Source organism: Wielerella bovis, assembly GCF_022354465.1.
Taxonomy (GTDB): Bacteria; Pseudomonadota; Gammaproteobacteria; order Burkholderiales; family Neisseriaceae; genus Wielerella; species Wielerella bovis.
Genome location: NZ_CP092361.1, coordinates 1,403,543 through 1,423,838, shown reverse-complemented (window position 1 = coordinate 1,423,838; position 20,296 = coordinate 1,403,543). Strand labels below are relative to the sequence as shown.

At 44.4% G+C, this 20,296-nt stretch carries 15 protein-coding genes; 11 read left to right on the top strand and 4 right to left on the bottom strand.

Annotated features, from left to right (window positions below):
• Window positions 1–72: 72 nt before the first annotated feature.
• Window positions 73–933 carry a phosphoribosylaminoimidazolesuccinocarboxamide synthase gene (locus MIS45_RS06960; protein ID WP_249450004.1) on the bottom strand — a complete coding sequence of 287 codons (861 nt, stop codon included), beginning with the start codon at window positions 931–933 and terminating at the stop codon, window positions 73–75.
• Window positions 934–1,097: 164 nt separating this feature from the next.
• Here MIS45_RS06960 and MIS45_RS06955 point away from each other — a divergent pair, with 164 nt between their 5' ends.
• The 6 genes from MIS45_RS06955 (at window position 1,098) to MIS45_RS06930 (ending at window position 10,212) form a co-directional block, all read left to right on the top strand.
• Window positions 1,098–2,966 (top strand): NAD(P)-binding protein, encoded by a 1,869-nt coding sequence (locus MIS45_RS06955; RefSeq protein WP_249450003.1) that lies wholly within the window; start codon window positions 1,098–1,100, stop codon window positions 2,964–2,966.
• A 233-nt stretch (window positions 2,967–3,199) separates the two neighbouring features.
• Window positions 3,200–3,889, top strand: a complete 690-nt coding sequence (locus MIS45_RS06950) for a Bax inhibitor-1 family protein (RefSeq protein WP_249450002.1) — start codon at window positions 3,200–3,202, stop codon at window positions 3,887–3,889.
• Window positions 3,890–3,995: 106 nt separating this feature from the next.
• Window positions 3,996–7,688, top strand: coding sequence for an exodeoxyribonuclease V subunit beta (gene recB, locus MIS45_RS06945; RefSeq protein WP_249450001.1), 3,693 nt, complete (start codon window positions 3,996–3,998; stop codon window positions 7,686–7,688).
• A 55-nt stretch (window positions 7,689–7,743) separates the two neighbouring features.
• Window positions 7,744–8,583, top strand: a complete 840-nt coding sequence (gene serB, locus MIS45_RS06940; protein ID WP_249450000.1) for a phosphoserine phosphatase SerB — start codon at window positions 7,744–7,746, stop codon at window positions 8,581–8,583.
• Window positions 8,584–8,743: 160 nt separating this feature from the next.
• Entirely contained in the window at window positions 8,744–9,592 is an 849-nt protein-coding gene (gene dapF / locus MIS45_RS06935) for a diaminopimelate epimerase (RefSeq protein WP_249449999.1), read from the top strand.
• Window positions 9,586–10,212, top strand: a complete 627-nt coding sequence (locus MIS45_RS06930) for a hypothetical protein (protein WP_249449998.1) — start codon at window positions 9,586–9,588, stop codon at window positions 10,210–10,212. The genes dapF and MIS45_RS06930 overlap by 7 nt, the downstream gene beginning before the upstream one ends.
• Window positions 10,213–10,273: 61 nt before the next feature.
• On the opposite strand, the gene glyQ is transcribed toward MIS45_RS06930, so the two are convergent.
• On the bottom strand, window positions 10,274–11,170 hold the full coding sequence (gene glyQ, locus MIS45_RS06925) for a glycine--tRNA ligase subunit alpha (protein ID WP_249449997.1): 897 nt from the start codon (window positions 11,168–11,170) through the stop codon (window positions 10,274–10,276).
• Between the two features lie 133 nt (window positions 11,171–11,303).
• On the opposite strand from glyQ, the gene MIS45_RS06920 reads away from it, so the two are divergent.
• The 5 genes from MIS45_RS06920 to purB all read left to right on the top strand — a co-directional run bounded on the left by MIS45_RS06920 (window position 11,304) and on the right by purB (window position 15,802).
• Window positions 11,304–12,008: an OmpA family protein gene (locus tag MIS45_RS06920; protein ID WP_249449996.1), complete on the top strand. Its 705-nt coding sequence runs from the start codon at window positions 11,304–11,306 to the stop codon at window positions 12,006–12,008.
• A 275-nt stretch (window positions 12,009–12,283) separates the two neighbouring features.
• Window positions 12,284–13,147, top strand: coding sequence for a basic amino acid ABC transporter substrate-binding protein (locus MIS45_RS06915; protein ID WP_249449995.1), 864 nt, complete (start codon window positions 12,284–12,286; stop codon window positions 13,145–13,147).
• 220 nt (window positions 13,148–13,367) lie between these two features.
• Window positions 13,368–13,526, top strand: a complete 159-nt coding sequence (locus MIS45_RS06910; RefSeq protein WP_249441925.1) for a hypothetical protein — start codon at window positions 13,368–13,370, stop codon at window positions 13,524–13,526.
• 190 nt (window positions 13,527–13,716) lie between these two features.
• Window positions 13,717–14,271 carry a Uma2 family endonuclease gene (locus tag MIS45_RS06905; protein ID WP_249445377.1) on the top strand — a complete coding sequence of 185 codons (555 nt, stop codon included), beginning with the start codon at window positions 13,717–13,719 and terminating at the stop codon, window positions 14,269–14,271.
• Between the two features lie 160 nt (window positions 14,272–14,431).
• Window positions 14,432–15,802, top strand: coding sequence for an adenylosuccinate lyase (purB, locus tag MIS45_RS06900; RefSeq protein WP_249449994.1), 1,371 nt, complete (start codon window positions 14,432–14,434; stop codon window positions 15,800–15,802).
• Between the two features lie 225 nt (window positions 15,803–16,027).
• On the opposite strand, the gene MIS45_RS06895 is transcribed toward purB, so the two are convergent.
• Window positions 16,028–19,117 (bottom strand): efflux RND transporter permease subunit, encoded by a 3,090-nt coding sequence (locus MIS45_RS06895; protein ID WP_249449993.1) that lies wholly within the window; start codon window positions 19,115–19,117, stop codon window positions 16,028–16,030.
• Entirely contained in the window at window positions 19,114–20,244 is a 1,131-nt protein-coding gene (locus MIS45_RS06890; RefSeq protein ID WP_249449992.1) for an efflux RND transporter periplasmic adaptor subunit, read from the bottom strand. The genes MIS45_RS06895 and MIS45_RS06890 overlap by 4 nt, the downstream gene beginning before the upstream one ends.
• Window positions 20,245–20,296: the final 52 nt, after the last annotated feature.

Genomic DNA, 20,296 nt, shown 5'->3' with positions numbered 1-20,296 from the left:
AGTTTCAGGCTGCCTTTTAGAACTTCGTATCAAAATTAATGAATACATGTTCTAAAAAGCAGCCTGAAAAACTTATTTCGTTAAAATATCCAATGCTTCTTGATATTTAGCAACGGTTTTCATCAATACATCATCTGGTACTTTTGGTGCAGGTGGCTGTTTATCCCAACCACTTTGTTCCAACCAATCACGCACAAACTGTTTATCAAAAGAGGGGGGATTTTTGCCTACTTCATAGGTTTCTACCGCCCAAAAACGGCTAGAATCAGGCGTTAAAACCTCGTCCATTAATGTTAAAACACCCTCTTCATCTAAACCAAATTCAAATTTCGTATCAGCGATGATAATGCCACGAGTCAGCGCAAAATCTGCTGCTTCAATGTAGAGCTGAATGGCTTTGGCACGCACTTGTTCTGCCAAATCTTGACCAATGATTTCACACGCTTGTTCAAAAGAAATATTTTCATCATGGTCGCCCACTTCGGCTTTGGTTGAAGGCGTAAAAATCACTTCGGGTAATTTTTCTGCTTCGCGTAAATTTTCGGGCAGCTTAATACCACAAATAGTGCCTGATTTTTGGTATTCTTTCCAACCACTTCCGCTCAAATAACCACGCACAACCGCTTCAATTTTCACAGCTTGCAAGCGTTTAGCGACTACGGCGCGTTTTTCCATTATTTTGGCTTCATGTTCAGGCAATACATCAAACACAGTTTGCCCTGTAAAATGATTGGGCATAATGTGTGCCAATTTGTTAAACCAAAAATTGGAAATTTGTGTCAAAATTTCGCCTTTACCAACAATAGGTTCATTCAAAATCACATCAAATGCAGACAGGCGGTCGCTCGCCACAATCAGCATGCTTTTTGCATCAACTTCATACAAATCACGTACTTTGCCAGAATAGATTTTTTTTAAAGATAATTCGGTCATGATTTACTTTCGTGAGACGGAGTTAAAAATGGTAAAATTTTACCGCAAAAACTTTGTTTTCAGGCTGCCTGAATAAAATAAAATCTAAATAGGCAGCCTGAAAATGGAATTTTTTGGATAATTTTTGCTTCAAGTATTCAATCTCCTCACATAAGGAAAAAATCATGAATAAAAAACTTACTCGCCGTCATTTTTTAGGCAGCAGCTTGGCATTGGCTGGTGCAACCGTAATTTCAGGCTGTGAAGTACCTACTAAATTTCATCCTGTTTCTGAACAAAATATTCAGGCTGCATTGGCATATTATCCACCTGCACGCACAGGATTGCGTGGCGACCATGACGGTAGCCAATCTCGTGCACACAGCATTGCATTGGGTGGTAAAAATTACACCTTGCCGACTGAAACGCGCGAACACTATGATTTAGTGGTTGTTGGTGCAGGCATCAGTGGATTAGTTGCTGCCTATTATTATCAAAAAGCCAAACCGCAAGCCAAAATTTTAATTGTGGATAATCACGAGGATTTTGGTGGACACGCGGTACGCAATGAATTCACGGTCAATGGTCGCACGCTCATCACATACGGTGGCAGTGAAAATATTGATTCGCCTAAACATGGTTTTTCTCCTGTTGCCAGCCAATTTTTGCGTGATATTGGCATTGATTACACCAAATTTGAACGCTATTTTGACACGAAGTTGTATACAGAAAAATGGCATTTGCAACACGGTATTTATTTTAATCAAGCCACATTTGGGCAAACTGCTTTTGTGAAAGGTAAATTGGAGGTTGGTAGCCAAGATGCCGCAGCAATTATTGCCCAATTTCCATTATCAAATAGTGAAAAACAATTATTGACGCAAATTTATAGCCATAAAGCACCCAACTATCTTAAAAACAAAAGTCGTCGCCAACGTAGCGAATATGCCGAAAACACCAGTTATTATGATTTTTTGAAAGATACAGTGCATTTATCAGAAGGCAGCCTGAAATTTTTACAAAACATTAGTTCCGATTATTGGGGGCATGATATTCGTGCCATTTCAGTACAAGAAGCATTTGAGAATGGTTATCCTGCCGTACAAAATTTAGGCTTATCTAAAGAAGATGAAGATAAAGAACCTTATATCTACCATTTCCCAGATGGCAATGCGTCAGTAGCACGTTTATTGGTGCGCCAATTAATTCCTAGTGTAGCAGCAGGTAACACAATGGAAGATGTGGTTACCGCCAAATTTGATTATGCCAAATTGGATTTGCCTGAAAATAATGTCCGCATTCGTTTGAACACTACGGCATTATTATTGGAAAATCAAGCTGATGGCAGTGTAGCAACGGTATGTGCGGGCAAAGATAGTGATGATTTGTATCGCATTCAGGCTGCACAATGTATTTATGCAGGACACGCAACTTTGGCGGCAAGAATTGTGCATGGTATGCCTGAAAAACAAAAATCTGCCATGCTAAGCAATGTGAAAATTCCAATGGTTTATGCCAAAGTTGCTTTGAAAAATGCGCGCGCATTCCAAAAATTAGGGGCATATCATATTTATGCTCCCGACCAAACTTATTGCGAGATGATGCTGGATTATTCGGTCAATATCGGCGATTACCGTGCACCACAAACACCTGATGAGCCGATTGTATTGCATATGATTGGGATTGCCACCGCATTGGAAGGAAAAACAGCTCGTGAAAAATACAAAAATGGTCGTCGTGCATTAGCGAGCAAAAATTTGGATGTCTTAAAAGCCGAAGTTATGACACAGTTACGTCCCATTTTTGCGTTAGTGAATGAAAATATTGACGAAGTGGTGGCTGATATCACACTCAATCGTTGGGCGCATGGTTATAGTTATGAGCAAGTTGGTTTGTTTGATAGTGATGAAAGTGTTGCTGAAAATACCAGCACAATGCGCCGCCGTGTAGGTAATATTTTTATGGCAAACAGCGATGTAGCGTGGATGCCCTATTTGCAAAATGCAGTTGATGAAGGACATCGTGCAGCAATGGAAGCGGTAAAAGCGTCATAATGACACATTTACTACAAAAATAAAAAGGCAGCCTGAAACCTGTGTAAAACTCATTCAGGCTACCTCTATTGCATTATTTATCTATTTTTACTTGGATATTTAATATAGATGTTCTTATATAGACAGCCTGAAAAAGCGATTGAACATTTGATATATTTCATTATTTTTTGCAACAAAATTTATATTTTACTGATACAATCACATCTTTTTACACACTGTTAGGAGTTAAAAATATGAACAACGATGTTCGTGATTTTACGCAAATGGGCACAGAAGTTTCGCAACAAGAAACCTTACTGCGCAAAACCTACGGCTTGTTGGCATGGTCATTTGTGCCTTGCGCAGCAGGTGCTTATGCCAGCATGGTGTTTAATCCATTGGCAATGGTGGGCAATCGCTGGGTAATGCTGGCGATAGTATTTGGCTTTTTCTATGGCATGTGTTTTGCGATTGAGAAAAACCGTTATTCACAAACAGGCGTAACCTTGCTGATGGTCTTCACATTTGGTATGGGCGTTTTGTTGGGACCTTTGTTGCAATACAGCGGTATGTTCCCTAACGGTGGTAAACTGGTTGGCATCGCCGCAACCATGACTGCTGCGGTATTTTTCACTATGGCAGCTTTGGCGCGTAAAGCTAATATCAACACTCACGCATTGGGCAAATTCTTGGCAACAGGCGCGATTGTATTAATCGTTGGTATCGTTGCCAATATTTTCTTGCAACTGCCCATGTTGTCCTTGTCTATTTCAGGCTTGTTCGTGGTATTTAGCTCATTGATGATTATGTGGCAAATCCGCATGGTGCTAGAAGGTGGCGAAGACAGCTACATCAGCGCAGCATTGAGCATCTTCATCGCTATTTACAACTTGTTCAGCAGCTTGGTACAATTATTATTGGCATTTGCTGGCAGCGATGATTAATCTAGTCGCATCATAAAAAAAGGCAGCCTGAAAACATATTTCTTGTGTTTTCAGGCTGCCTTTTTTAGATTATTATGCCACCACTCTATTTATCACATTTGCCACCATGTCCACCACACTCAATCCACTCAATATCCCCATTTCAGGTACCAATTTAATAGAAGCCAGCGCAGGCACAGGCAAAACCTACAACATTGCCGCTCTATTTACGCGCCTGATTTTATTGGAACAATACGATGTGGACAAAATTCTGGTGGTAACTTTTACCAAAGCCGCCACCGCCGAACTCAAAACCCGATTACGCGCCCGTTTGGACGATGCCTTGCGCGTGTTGAAAAAAGTCCCACAAGCACAAATGCAGCCTGAAAAACTGCGTGAACAATGTGGCAGCGATGATTTTTTATACCATTTGCTACACCAAGCCGTGCAACAAGAAAGCGACCAAGCACGACTGCAACTGCGCCTCAAAGCCGCCATCAGCAATTTTGACAATGCTGCGATTTACACCATTCACGGTTTTTGTCAGCGCGTGTTACAAGATTTCGCCTTTTATTGCCAAGTGCCATTCAATATTGAATTGGACGAAGATAATGCCGAACGCAGCCCCATCGCTGCACAAGATTTTTGGCGCAATCACGTTGCCAATCATGTTGACCGCGCCGATTTGGTGTACCGTCATCGCACCACGCCGCAACAACAAGCCGCACAATTAAGCCATTATATTGCGCGACCTTATTTGCAATTTAGGCAGCCTGAAAACGCCGAACGCAGCCTGAAAAACGCACAAACCGAATATCGCCGTGCATGGACAATCGTTGCCGCAAATACCGCCGCGTTTCAGGCTGCCTTTGAACAATTATTGCCCGATTTAAAATATTACGATGCGGAAAAATACCAAATCAAATTTGCGTATTTGGCTGAATTAGTGGAAAAATATCCGCAAAATCCACCGCCAGCCAAACTGATTTGGGACACATTCAAAACCGAAACCACGCACCCCGAAACCAAAAAAAAATACGATGCCAATGCGTTTTCACCCGATTTGTTGGCAGCACGCACGCGCAGCAAACGTGTTTTAAACGAAACCGCGCTGGCAACTTTATTGCAACTGGGCGATTTGATTGAATGCAGCCTGAAACACACCAATGCCGAACAAGCCGCGTTGGTGCAACTGGCATACGATTTAGCCAAATATTTGCGTGAACACAATGAGTTAGACAAAAAACACAATCCCACGCGCCGTTTTGATGATTTGCTGTTGGACGTGTTTCACGCGCTGCAATCGCATCACGAACACGCCGCTGCGTTGGCTGCTGCCATGGCAAAAAATTGGCGCATCGCGTTGATTGATGAGTTTCAAGATACCGACCCATTGCAATACGCGATTTTTCGTACCGCATTTGCCCATACCGCCCACGAAGGCAGTCTGAAACCGACTTTATTTATGGTGGGCGACCCCAAACAAGCGATTTACAGTTTTCGTGGCGCAGATATTTTTGCCTATTTGCAAGCCGCGCAAGATGCCGACCGCCATTACACTTTGGCGCAAAATCATCGCAGCCATGCTAAACTCATCAACAGCATTGGCGCATGGTTTGCGCGACCGCTGCCGTTTGTGTTGCCCCATATTGATTACACGCCCGTAACCGCCGCACGCCAAGAGAGCAAATTGCCCGCAGGCAACGCTGCCGTGCGCGTAACGTGGCTGAACGACCCTGATTTTGCGCCAGCCAATCTGCGTGTGAAAAGCGAAAGCGCGGAAATATTGGGTAAACGCGCTGCACAATGGTGTGCCCAAGAAATCGCGCAAATTTTGCAATTATCGGCGGCGGGGCGTTTCAGGCTGCATCAAAAAGATGGCACGGCAAAACCTTTGCACGCGGGACAAATTGCGGTATTGGTGCGCGCGCGAAAAGATGGCGCAAGCATTCAACGCGAATTGAAAAAACACGGTGTACAAAGCGTATTATTGAGCCGCGACAGCATTTTTGGCGAAGAAGAAGCGCAGGCGATTTACGCATTATTGGCATTTTTTATCGCGCCACAACGTTTGCAATCATTGATTTATGTGCTTTCAGGCTGCCTTTTTGGTTACACGGCGGCAGAAATCGCACAATTAAATGAAAATGAACACGCGCTGACCGCATGGGCAGATTCAGCAGCGCGAAGTTTAGTAGTGTGGCACACGCACGGCATTTACGCGGCGTTGCAGCAATTTTTTGCCGAACATCAAACTGAAACGCGATTATTGGCGCAAGGCAATGACCGCACACTAACCAATTTGCATCAAATCATGGAATTGCTGGCGGACGATGATGAAAACGGGCGCACGCCAGCCGCCTTGCATCAATGGTTGGGCGAATGTATTCAGGCTGCCCAAAATGGCGATGAAGCGAGCGGCAATCGTATTTTGCGTTTGGAAAGCGATGAAAATTTGGTCAAAATCGTTACCATGCACGCATCCAAAGGTTTGCAATATCCGATTGTGTATTGTCCATTTGTGTGGAAAGGGCGCGACAGTTCGGCGGATTGGCACATTGTCCACCACGAAAATGGCGCGACCGAGTTGGTGCATCAATCGCAAATGCAGCCAAGCGACCAAGAACAAGTGGCGAACGAATATTTGTCGGAAGATTTGCGTTTGCTGTATGTTGCGCTGACTCGCGCAGAAGAGCAGCTTAATGTGTACATGGCGAGCTATCAGGACAGCAAACACAGCGCATTTGCGTATTTGTTGAATGCACAAGACACGGCAAGGCAGCCTGAAAATTATCGCCAAGTGTGGCAGGATTTTGTAAACGCGCAAAATCGTGATGAAACGGATTTTGTGTTGAATACACATTTTGCGCCCAATCATGTGATAGCGAATAGGCAGCCTGAAAATGTTGCGACAACGCAAGAACAGACACCGCCGCATTATGCCGCCGCACATTATCCGCCACGCAAATATCATTTTACCGCGCACACCAGTTTTACCGCCTTATCGCGCCAAACCGAACGCGCTGCCGCACAGCATACAGATGATACATTATTGCCTGCATTGGATATTGCGGAACAAAATATACCCATTAACAACGATAGGCAGCCTGAAAATAGCGCAAAAGATAATATTGTCGCATTTCCACCGGGCGCAACGGCGGGCGTGTGTTTGCATGAAATTTTGGAAAAATACCGTTTCGCCTATCCGACCGAATCGCAGCGCGAAACCATCGCCGCCATTTTGAGCAAACACGGTTTTGTGGCGGAAGAATGGTTGCCCGCGGTGGAGAGAATGCTGGATGATACGCGCCATACACCGTTGATGCCACATACTTCCTTGCATACCATTTCTGAACGCAAATTATTGAACGAATTAGGTTTTTTGTTTCATACGCAGGATTTCAGGCTGCCTGATATTCAACAATGGTTTGCCAAACAATCAGGGCTGCCTGAAAATATAATCCAAGCCGCACAGCGTTTGAATTTTCGTGATGTATATGGATTTATCAATGGTTTCATAGACTTATTGGCGAAGAGTGAACGCGGCGATGTGTTTGTGGTGGATTACAAATCCAATTATTTGGGCGACACGAGCGCAGCGTACACGCCCGATGCGATGAATGCCGCGATTGCCGAGCATCATTATTATCTGCAAGCCTTGATTTATGCGGTGGCAACGGCGCGTTATTTACGCAGCCGCCATATGCAGCCTGAAACCATTCATGTGCGTTATTTGTTTTTGCGTGGCTTGGACGGGATTAGTGCCAATGGCGTGTGGGCGTGGGATATTCCCGTGCAATATTTGCAAAAATGGTTGTGAGTTTTGCGGTTTTCAGGCTGCCTATTTATTTGAAATATAACAGGAATTAAGATTTATGAATTTGGTTTTGGTGATTCAACACCCACATTTAACACAATTGGATTTACCTGCCACGCGCCAATATTTCAGGCTGCCTGAACAAGCGTTTTCAGGCTGCATCGCGCGTTTGCCAATGCCTGAACAGGTGATTTTGCCTGATGATGTTCGCGCAGAATTATCCGCTGCACAAGCTGATTTTGCCGTATTGTGCGACCAAAAATTCAGCGACATCAAATTGATTGTCAGCGATATGGACAGCACATTGATTAATATTGAGTGCATTGACGAAATTGCGGCGGGCGCGGGTTTGAAAGAACAGGTTTCTGCAATCACAGAACGTGCGATGCGTGGCGAATTGGATTTCGCGCAATCGCTGCGTGAACGAGTAGCGTTGCTTAAAGGGCAGCCTGAAAGCCAGTTGCAACACGTTTATGAGCGAGTTTTGCAGCTTAATGATGGCGCGGAATATTTATTGCAACAATGTCGGCAAAATGGCGTGCGTTTTGTGTTGGTGTCGGGTGGATTTACGTTTTTCACGGAGCGATTAAAACGGCGTTTGGGTTTTGATTTTGCCTATGCCAATCAGTTGGAAGTGGAAAATGGTGTGCTGACGGGGCGCGTGTTGGGGCGGATTATTGATGCACAGGCGAAAGCGGATATTTTGGCGCAACATCGGGCGGAATTGGCGTGTGATGCGACGCAAGTGGTGGCGATTGGCGATGGCGCAAATGATATTCTGATGTTGCAAGCGGCTGGTGTGGGCGTGGCGTATCATGCGAAACCAAAAGTGCAGGCGATGGCGGACGCGTGTATCCAGCATCATGGTTTGGCGGCGTTGCGTGGCTGGTTTGCGTAGTTTCAGGCTGCCTGAAAACGGTATAGTGGATATTTAGATTGCTATTAAAACAAAATGAATCAATGTGGTACTAATCTAAAATATGATTCACTAATATTATCCAAGTTATTTTTCAGGCTGCCTGAAAAATACTAATATGATTAAAACAGAAAGAATAAATATGACTTCCTTAAAATTCAGCAAAATGCACGGTTTGGGCAATGATTTCATGGTAATTGATGGCATTTCGCAAACATTTACGCCAAATAATCAGCAAATCGCGCAATGGGCAGACCGCAATTTTGGCATTGGTTTTGACCAATTATTGTTGGTGGAACGTGCGCAAACTGATGGTGTGGATTTTCGTTATCGCATTTTCAATGCTGATGGCAGCGAAGTGCAACAATGTGGCAATGGTGCGCGTTGTTTTGTGAAATTTGTCAGCGAACAGGGTTTGACCGATAAGCAAGAAATCGTGGTGGAAACCGCTAGTGGCATCATTAAACCGCGTTTGAATGACGATGGGTTGATTACGGTAAACATGGGCAAACCGCGTTTTGCTGCGGCTGATGTGCCATTTGTGTTGCGTAGCGGCGAAACCGATGGCGCGGTCAGCTATATTGTGATGAACGGCATAGACAGCGCGGAAATGAGCATGGTCAGCATGGGTAATCCACATGCGGTGATGTTGGTGGCGGATGTGGCGACTGCACCTGTTGCGGATTGGGGCGAGGCATTGCAATATCACGAGCGTTTCCCCGAACGTGTGAACGTGGGTTTTATGCAAATTGTGGACAAAAACCATATTAAATTGCGTGTGTTTGAGCGTGGCACGGGCGAAACATTGGCGTGCGGTACGGGTGCGTGTGCGGCAGTGGTTTCGGGCGTGCGTTTGGGTGTGTTGGCTGCGGGCGAAGAAGTACGCGTAGATTTGCGTGGCGGCGAATTGCGGATTAGTTGGCAAGAAGGGGAAGATGTGTTGATGACTGGTGCAGCAACGACCGTTTTCACGGGCGAAGTGGTGTGTTAATGGTAGCGTGGGATTGGAACACGATAATAGTTGTGGTGTGTGCGCTGCTATTTATCGGTGAAACGGTACGAATGCGCCAGTTTTTTTGGTTGAGTTTTGCATTATTCTTGTGGCTATATGGTGGTTGGGTATCGGCAAAAATCTTACCCAATATTTTAGGCATAACACAATTAAGTAATATTTATCTACTTCATTTTTATGCTTTTATTGGCAGCATATTTTTTTGGTTAAATGATGTGATAAGGCAGCCTGAAAGCGGCATTCGTAGTATTTGGCAAAGTCAAAGTAGCCCATTATTGACTTTGTTTGCTTTGGCAAATTTGGTTGCACATGCTGCTTTTATACTTTTGGCTGGATTAATTTGGTGGGAATACCCAAATGGTTTAACGACACGCATCGCACCCATTTTATTGCAACTTTATGCATGGCAACCTTTGGCTTGGTGGACAATCATTGTGCTGCTGATGTTGATTTTTGCATTGCATCGGTACGCGAATAAAGAAGCTGTTACGCGGTTTACATTGCGACAACTACAAGGTGGTTTGCTGATTGCAGTATTGATGCAAATAACCTATATTGTTATGGATTTATACCGTTTGGTGCATTTGATGAAACATTAACTATTTTTTCAGGCTGCCTTTTAAAACAAAAGGCAGCCTGAAAAATTTATGTTTTCATATTTTATTTTTTAATCAATGGAAAACCCAATGCTTCACGGCTGGCAACAAATTTTTGCGCCACAATACGGCTTAATGCGCGAATACGTCCAATATAGGTTGCGCGTTCGGTAACCGAAATCGCACCACGCGCATCCAATAAGTTAAACGTATGCCCCGCTTTCAAAACTAATTCATAGGCAGGTAAGGATAATTGTGGGTCTTCCTGTTCCAGCAAACGTTTGGCTTGCGCTTCATAATGATTGAATTGTTCCAGCAACCAATCGGCATCGCTATATTCAAAATTGTAGGTGGATTGCGCTACTTCGTTTTGATGATACACATCGCCATAAGTCAAAATGCTGCCGTCCAATGATTTAGTCCAAACCAAATCATACACATTTTCAACACCTTGTAGATACATTGCTAAGCGTTCAATGCCATAAGTAATTTCGCCCAACACAGGCGAACAATCCAAGCCACCGACTTGTTGGAAATAAGTAAATTGAGTCACTTCCATGCCGTTGAGCCAAACTTCCCAACCCAAGCCCCATGCACCCAAAGTGGGATTTTCCCAGTCATCTTCCACAAAACGAATATCGTGAACAGTTGGGTCAATGCCTAAATCTTTCAGGCTGCCTAAATACAAATCTTGGAAATCGTCAGGTGCAGGTTTCAATGCCACTTGGAATTGATAATAGTGTTGCAAGCGATTGGGATTGTCGCCGTAACGTCCATCTTTTGGGCGGCGGCTGGGTTGAACATAGGCGGCAAACCATGGTTCAGGTCCCAAAGCGCGTAAGGCGGTGGCAGGGTGAGATGTGCCTGCACCAACTTCCAAATCAAAAGGTTGAACGATGGCGCAGCCTTTTGCTGCCCAGTAAGTTTGCAATTTAAAGATAATTTCTTGAAAAGTAAGCATTTTGATTTCTTTATGGATAAATAAACGATAATGTTGTATTTTACTGAATTTTCAGGCTGCCTGAAAGCATTTGTCAGCAATCTATGAATTATCGTAATATAATGCAAATATTTTTTATCACTTGTGAAACTTTATGAGTTCAAAACACGCCTCTTCTGATGTGCAAACAAATGAACCACAAAAACAGCATCCGCCTCAATCCGCCAATCAACGCCGTAATATGCGGCGAATTTGGATAGCAGCGATTGTATTGAGTGTGGTAACTGTAAGCGTGGCGTGTTTTATGAATATGCAAGAACAAGGCACAGTGGAACAAACATTAATACAGACAGCTTCTGAAACTTTTAGCGTGATTCCTATTACTGAATCAGAAGCTGCATATCGCGCTGAAAGACGTAATGCAGAACAAGTCAATGGCATGATTGCACCATCTGATGTAGAGAATACCGCAAGTGAGGCAATCAGTGCTTCTGCTGCTTCAATGGTTTATTCTCCTGCCGATGATTTGTTAGCTGATGACGACATCAATCAACATGCAGCACAAATTCATGTGGAAAATGGTGTGGTGAAATTTACTTTTGCATCTGAAAAAACAGAAATATCAGATGATGTTTATGATGCGCTAAAAGATGTATTATCGGGCGCACAAGAAGGGAAAAAAGTAGCGATTGTGGGCATACCAGATGCAACAGAAACCGAAAGTTTGCGCCAACCACGCATTTTTGCGGTGCGAGATGTTTTATTAGCATCGGGCGTACCTGAAAGCCAGATAGAAATTCGTTCTATTCAAAAATCTTCCAAAGACATCACACACCATGTTGAAGTGTTGTTACAATGAGACATTTTTTTCAGGCTGCCTGAAAGGTTAAGGATAATTTGTTTGCAGTTATATTTTTACAAATAAAACGATTTGTACCTGCTGTTGCGTTATCCATCATTACACCACCGAATAAATGATATGAGGCAGCCTGAAATCATTTTTTGTGTATTTTTAAATGATTGATTTTATTGCCAATACAAAATTAATTGCTCATTAACATATTTTGAATTGGTAAAAATTGTTATATTTGCTTATCTGAAATTAAGTTATTTACATAAACGAAAGGTAACATCATGTTTACAAAACGTATTTTGGCATTGGCTGTATTATCAGCGGCATTAACTGCTTGTTCTGGTGGCAGCAGCAATAACACACAATCTTCGGCATCCAATACTGCTGCAACAGGTGGATTGGATTTGGATAAAACCTATGTAGTAGCCACCGATGCTTCTTATGCACCTATGGAATACATGGAAAACAATAAAGTTGTTGGTTTTTCAAAAGAAATTTTAGATGCAGCTGCCAAAAGCCAAAATGTCAAATTGGATTTTGTGAACACGCCATTTGAAGGCTTGTTTGCTAACGTGGATAAAGGCGACAGCGATATTGGTTTGGCGAGCATTACCATCAACGATGAGCGTAAACAACAACTGGACTTCTCTGACCCTTATTTTGAAGCCACGCAAATGATTGTGGCCAGCCCACGTCATGCAGACACCATTAAATCATTTGCTGATTTAAAAGAACATACGGCATCGGTTCAGGCTGCCACATCAGGCGATTTGATTTTGCAACAATTACAAGGTGCCAGCAGCAACAAAATCAAACGCTTTGAAACCATGCCCTTGGCATTTAAAGAGTTGGAAAGCGGTGGTGTAGATGCCGTTGTGGGCGACAGCAGCGTAGTGGCTTATTACGCTAAACAACATGCTGATGCGAAATTGAATGTCATTGTTGACCCTTCGTTTGTGCAAGAACAATATGGTTTCGCGTTCAAAAAAGGGCGCAATGATGGTTTGCGCGAAGCGATTAACAAAGGTTTAGCACAAATCAAATCTGATGGTACATACAACAAAATTCATACTCAATGGTTTGGTGCATCTGGCTCTGAAACAATTTCAGCATCTGCTGCTTCAACTGCATCTGCTGCACAATAATTGATAAGCCCTTTTTCAGGCTGCCTGAACAACGCCGATAGTGTTTCAGGCAGCCTTGTTTGATTGAAAGCGATTTTGCTATGAATTTAAAGCGAAAAGTTTACCCAATTATTGTGTACCATGCTGCTGGCATTACCATTGAGTGTGCAAGCCGACAACAGCAAAAGCAAATTTGGTATCACTGTAAGCGAATGTCAATTTGATTACGTTTGCCAAAGTCATGAACGAGCGTCAGGCTAATTTTGCAAACGGACTGATTTTGTCATTTTATTGGGCATTTAATGTCGCCGATGTTCCCGTTAATGATAAAGGTGAACATTTGGTATTTAAATTCAATACCCAATCCAACCGCTTTTGTTTCAAAGGCAATATTTTATGAAGATATGCCCAAACAGGGATTTTGTTTTAACTACAAAGGCAAAAGCGGCAATTACGCAGGATTTGACTGGTTTGAAAACTGATTTTCTGCACGATTTTTTGTTTGATGAATATGATTTTGAGTAGTATGGATAGGGTTTTCAGGCAGCCTGAAAGGAAAAATCATGAACGCATTATAGCAAGAAAACACAGTGGTCAGCGAACACGAATATTTGACACATTATTCACAACTGCCTGATGTAAAATACGAATACATCAATGGTGAAATTTGGGCTATAGACAATGCGTCCAAATCGCACAATGTGATTGCAGGGAATTTTTATGTACCGTTTCGCCAGCATTTAAAAGGCACATCTTGCATGGCGTACATGGAAACGCAGAAAGTCAAGGTGGGGCAAAATTACTATTTGCCTGATGTGATTGTGGATTGTGGCAAGCAAGACGATAAATACACCGCCACACAAACCATTGTGATTATTGAAGTTTTATCCGAAAGCACACGCGAAACCGATTTGACTTTTAAATTAAACGATTACAAAAAAATCCCGTCATTACAAGAATATGTGTTGGCGGAACAGGATTTTATGAATGTAACCGTGTTACGCAGAAATGAAAATTGGGCAGCACAGTTTTATTCTCAAAGTGATGATTTAATTGAATTAAAAAGCATTGATTTTGCAATCACGGTAGTGGAAATTTACACTGATGTGGTTTTCCCCGAGAAAAAACATTTTCAGGCAGCCTGAAAATCTTAACCTATGTAAGGTGGACATTGTCCACCATATTATTGATAATTTAAATGATTTTTTTGGTGGACATTGCACCCACCATATCTGTCATCGTACGGCAACACGTTTTCAGGCAGCCTGAAAGCATTTTTATAGTAAATAATATAGGAAAAACAACATGATTGACCCCATTTCAGCCCTTTCCCCATTGGACGGACGCTACGCCAAATCGGTGGAAACCTTGCGCCCAATTTTCTCCGAATACGGCTTGATGAAAGCGCGGATTTGTGTGGAATTGGAATGGCTCAAATCCCTGTCCAATGAGCCAAAAATCGCCGAAGTGCCTGATTTTTCACGCGAAACGATTGCTGAAATTGACAGCGTGATGAACGATTTTTCGTTGGCGCAGGCTGCCGAAGTCAAAGAAATTGAAGCCACCACCAATCACGATGTGAAAGCGATTGAATATTGGCTGAAAAAGCGCTTTGAAAACAACGCTGAAATCCAAAAAGTAAATGAATTTATTCACTTTGCTTGTACTTCGGAAGACATCAACAATTTGTCGCATGCTTTGATGTTGTTGCAAGCGCGTGATGAAGTGATTTTGCCGAAATTGGCTGAAATTACCGCTAAATTGCAACAGTTAGCGCACGATTTGGCAGATGTGCCGATGATGTCGCGCACACACGGTCAGCCAGCCACGCCCACAACTTTGGGCAAGGAAATTGCGAATGTGTTGTACCGTTTGAATCGCCAAATCAAGGCTTTGAAAGAGCAAGAGTTTTTGGGCAAAATCAATGGCGCAGTTGGTAATTACAACGCGCACATGGTCGCTTATCCCGATGTGGATTGGGAAACGCATTGCCGTTTGTTTGTGGAACAATCGCTCGGCTTGACCTTCAATCCGTACACCATTCAGATTGAACCGCATGATTATATAGCGGAATTTTTCCAAATCATCAGCCGCATCAACACGATTTTGATTGATTTCAACCGCGATGTTTGGGGTTACATTTCATTGGGTTACTTTAAACAAAAAGTAAAAGCGGGCGAAGTGGGCAGCTCCACCATGCCGCACAAAGTTAATCCGATTGATTTTGAAAATTCGGAAGGCAATTTGGGCATGGCGAACGCTGTGTTGGGCTTTTTAGCGGAAAAATTGCCTGTGTCGCGTTGGCAACGTGATTTGACCGACAGCACGGTTTTGAGAAACATGGGCGTGGGTGTGGGTTATGCGGTGTTGGGCTGGGTAGCGCATTTGCGCGGCTTGAATAAATTGGAAGCGAACCCTGTGGTATTGGCGGCAGATTTGGATGCGACTTGGGAATTATTGGCCGAGCCAATTCAAACGGTAATGCGTCGCTATGCCGTGCCGAATGCTTATGAGCAGTTGAAAGATTTGACGCGCGGTAAAGATGGCATTACACCTGAAAGTTTGCAGCAATTTATCAATGGTTTGGCAATTCCAGACGAAGCGAAAGCGCAATTATTGGCTTTGACTCCTGCTCTATATTTAGGTAAAGCTGCCGCATTGGCAAAACAGATTTGATGTCTTGATAAAAGGCAGCCTGAAAAATACTCTTATTTCAGGCTGCCTAAAATATTATAGTGAATTCAATTTAAACCAGTACCGCGTTACCAGCTCCCTTATGTACTAGGTGTACACAGCGGTTGTTGTCGCCTTGTCCTGATTTAAATTGAATCCACTATAACTTATCATAAAAAACACCGTCTAAATTGACATTTAAACGGTGTTTTTTTAATCAAGCAAGCATTATTCCCCCATTTTTTCTGCCAACTGGCGGTCGGCTTCGGTAACCGAAGTCAGTTTTGCCAATTTGGGGGCAAGCCAATTTTTGACATCGTCCATCAACGCATAAAAGACAGGCACAAAAATCAAGCTGAGTAACGTTGAAGTTATCAGTCCGCAAATGACCGCAATCGCCATCGGAGCACGAAACGCCGCCCCAGCACCACTGGCAAACACCGCAGGCAACATACCTGCCACCATCGCAATCGTGGTCATCACAATCGGTCTGGCTCGCTCTGCCCCCGACTGCATGAGTGCCGTATGGCGGTCTGTGCCTTGCTTGCGTTTTTCAATGACAAAATCCACCAGCAAAATGGAGTTTTTGGTTACAATGCCCATCAACATCAAAATGCCAATCACAGAAGACATATCCAAAGCCGCCCCATACAAAAGCAAACCCACCATCGCCCCACCAATAGACAGTGGCAAGGCAATCAAAATGGTCAAGGGTTGCAAAAAATCACGAAACAGCAAAATCAGCACCATCAAAACCATCAAAATGCCAAAACCCATTGCCATGCCAAATTGCTCAAACATTTCACTCATGTACTCGGCATCGCCTGTTTCGGGCAATTTCACGCCTGCTGGCAAATCTTGCATAATGGGCAAGCCATTGACGGCATTTAACACATCGCCAATGGTGTAACCTTCGGTCAAATCGACTTCCACAATCACTTGGCGTTCACGGTCAAAACGCTCAATGCCTGATGAAGTTTCGCCAATAAACAACTCGGCAACGCTGTTGAGCAGTACGGTTGTGCCATTGTTTGTGGCAACGGGCAAATGGCTTAACACTGCCAAATTGTTGCGGTCTTGTTCGCCAAGCGTAACCCGAATGGGCAGTTGGCGGTCGCTCAAATTAAAGCGTGCCGAATTGCCCCCTGTGTCGCCAACGGTGGCAATGCGAAGTAAATTCCCCACCGCCTGTGGCGTAACGCCAAGCCGACTGGCTTCGCTGTGATTGAGACGAACTTGCACCTCTGGTTTCATCAATGGGGCATTTATCCCAATGTTGGCAAGCGATGGTAAGGTTGCCATTTGTTCTTTGAGCGTTTGGGCGGTTTGGCGAAGTTGTTGTGGGTCGCTTCCCACCAGCGTAATGGACACATCTCGTGCCGCCAGCTCGTTGCGAAACGAAAAACGCATATCGGCAAATTGTTGTAACTCTTGTCGCAATTCTTCTTCAAATTGTTTTTGGCTGATTTGACGTTCGCTGTGTGGTTTTAGGTTGATGAGCAATTCGCCTTTGTTGATTTCCCCACCTTTGCCCAAAGTAACAAACACGCCTGCCACATCATCACGGCTTTGTAGTCGTTGTTCAATTTGCTTTAAGACGCTGTCTGTCTGAGCCAGCGTACTGGCAGGCGGTAATGCAATCTCCACCTGACTTCTGCCTGTATCGCCTTTGGGGACAAATCCTGTGGGCAAAAGCGGTATCAGGGCAAAAGACGCCACCATAAATACCCCACCCAATAACAGCGTGGTTTTGCGAAAATGCAAGGCTTTGGCAAGCAATGCCAAATAAAGTCCGTGCAATTTGCCTGTTTTATTTTGGTTTTCGTGGGTATTTTTGTGAAGTGGTTTGAGCAAATAGGCTGCCAGCAAAGGGGTTGCCAAACGAGCCACGAGCAAAGACGCCAACACCGCCGCCGATACCGTTACGCCAAATTGACTAAAATATTGCCCCGTCACACCACCAATAAAGCTGACAGACAAAAATACCGCCACAATCGTGCCTGTAATCGCCACCACGGCAAAACCAATGGCATCTGATGCGTCTAAGGCAGCCTGAAACGGGCGTTTGCCTTGATGTAAATGTGTTTCAATGTTTTCAATTTCTACAATCGCATCGTCCACCAAAATCCCAATCACCAGCGTAATGGCAAGCAAAGTAACGCTATTGAGCGTATAGCCAAGCAAGTGCATGACCGCAAAAGTAGGCAAAATGGACAAGGGCAAAGCAATCGCCGCTACCAAGGTGGCACGCCAATTACGCAAAAACAGCCACACCACCAGCACCGTCAAAATCGCCCCTTCTAGCAAAGTGGTCATTGCCACTTTGTAATTTTCTTTGGTGGTTTCAACGCTGTTGTAAGCTTCTTGGATACGCACATCGGGGTATTTTTCGGCAAGCTCGGCAACGGCTTGTTCCACCCTTGCCATCACTTGGGTATCGCTCGCTCCTTTACTGCGAAGGACATTAAAGCCAAGCACTTCACGCCCATTAAGACGACTGCGACTGCGAATCTCGGCGTGGGTGTTTTTGATGTCGGCTAATTCGTCCAACCGCACTTGACGGTTGTCACCAAGTGAAATCATCATTTGTGCCAGTGTCTCAACATCACGACTGCTCCCTTGCACGCTAATGGATTGTTCGCCATCAAACAGCTTGGTGCGTCCTGCGGGCATATTGACATTGGTTAGGGCAATCTGCTGGCTGACCTGTTCGGCTGTGATGCCCAGAGCTTGCAATTTGTCGGCTTTTAACAAAACTTGAATTTCTTGCTTTGCTCCACCAATGCGATTGACCTGCTGAACGCCAGACAACGCCAACACTCGGCGACTGACCGTATCATCAATGAACCACGCCAGTTCCGTTTGATTCATATTGGGCGACTCTACGGCATAATAAACCAAAGCACCGCCTTCTGTGTCCGCCCGTGAAACGACAGGGGCAGAGATGTTTTGGGGCAAATCGCCTTGAATTTGGCTAATGGCATTGCGAACATCATTCACGGCACGGTCTGTGTCGGTTTCTAATTGAAATTCTACGGTCGTTACCGAATTGCCTTGCGTCAAACTAGAAGTAATGTGGCGGACACCAGCCATACCCGACAAGGCGTTTTCCACTTGACGAGTAACCGCATTTTCCAGCTCTTCGGCAGACGCACCTTCTTGGCTGACCGAAACAGTAACCAAGGGAAACGCCATATTGGGGTCGGCATTAATCGGCAATTTATAAAATGAAAAAATCCCAAAAATCATCAATCCCAAAAACAGCACAATCGTGGGAATGGGACGGCGAATCGCCCAAGATGAAATGCCTGTTTTCATTGATTTTCTCCTTGTGCCAAACGGGGCAACAATTTATCGCCTTCGCTGATAAACGCCCCTGCCTGTTTCACCACCAAATCTTCTGCTGTCAGCCCTGACATGATTTGTACCTGCCCTTCACGCATTACGCCTACGGTTACGGCTTTGCGAATGGCGGTTTGGTTTTGGTCAATGACCATCACGCTGGCATCGGTTGGCGAAGTGAATGCCACCGCCGACATCGGCAATGCCAACGGTGCTTGGACATCGGCAAGTCTAATGTGCGTGGTTGCAGGCGTGCCAGACGGCACAAAATCACCTTGCTCCAAACTGATTTTGACCACGCCCAAACGGTTGTTGCTCGCCACTTCACTGGGCAACAATCGCACTTTTCCTGTTCGCACGCCACCATCAGGCAGTTGCACTTGTGCTGACAAAGACGGCTGTAATTGGGCAATCTCATTGGTATTGGCTTGGGCGTGTACTTCCATTACCCCGCCTTTGGCAAGCACAAATAACGCATTATTGTCCGTCAAACTGCCACTTTGAGCATGGCGAGCAATCACCACCCCATCAGCAGGAGCCATGACTTTTGCTTTGTCTTTTTGATGATGACTACTCGTGATTTGTGCTTGAATTTCGGCAATCTCGGCTTGGGCAGTTTGGACGCTGGCTTGGGCGGTATCCACTTTGGCTTGTTGGCTGTCAAATTCTTGACGGCTGATGGCGTCTATTTTTATCAATTCACGATAACGCCCTAACAATGTTTGAGCTTCTTTCAGGCTGGCTTGCTGTGAACGCAAATTCGCCTCAGCTTTGGCAAGTTGTGCTGTGTGTTGTTGCAGTTGTGCTTGGACATTGGTGTTTTCAAGTTGTGCCAGTACTTGTCCTTTTTTGACCCAGTCCCCCACTTCTGCATCAACACGCAAAATTTGCAAGCCTTGCAAGGGCGTGCCAACTGCGATTTGTTCTTTTGCGGTTACCGTGCCTTGCAAAACCAGCGTCGCCCCAAATACAGCAGGAGCGGGCTGTACCACATTTACCGCCATCAATGAAACAGGTTTGGTCGTGTCGGTTTTGGGCTCGCCACAAGCTGTCAAAAACAGCCCAGCCAAAGCCAAAACCAGAATGGTGCGTTTGTTTACCATAAATAGTCCTAAAATTTACTAAATTGAGCGTATTTTAGTAAATTTTAGGACT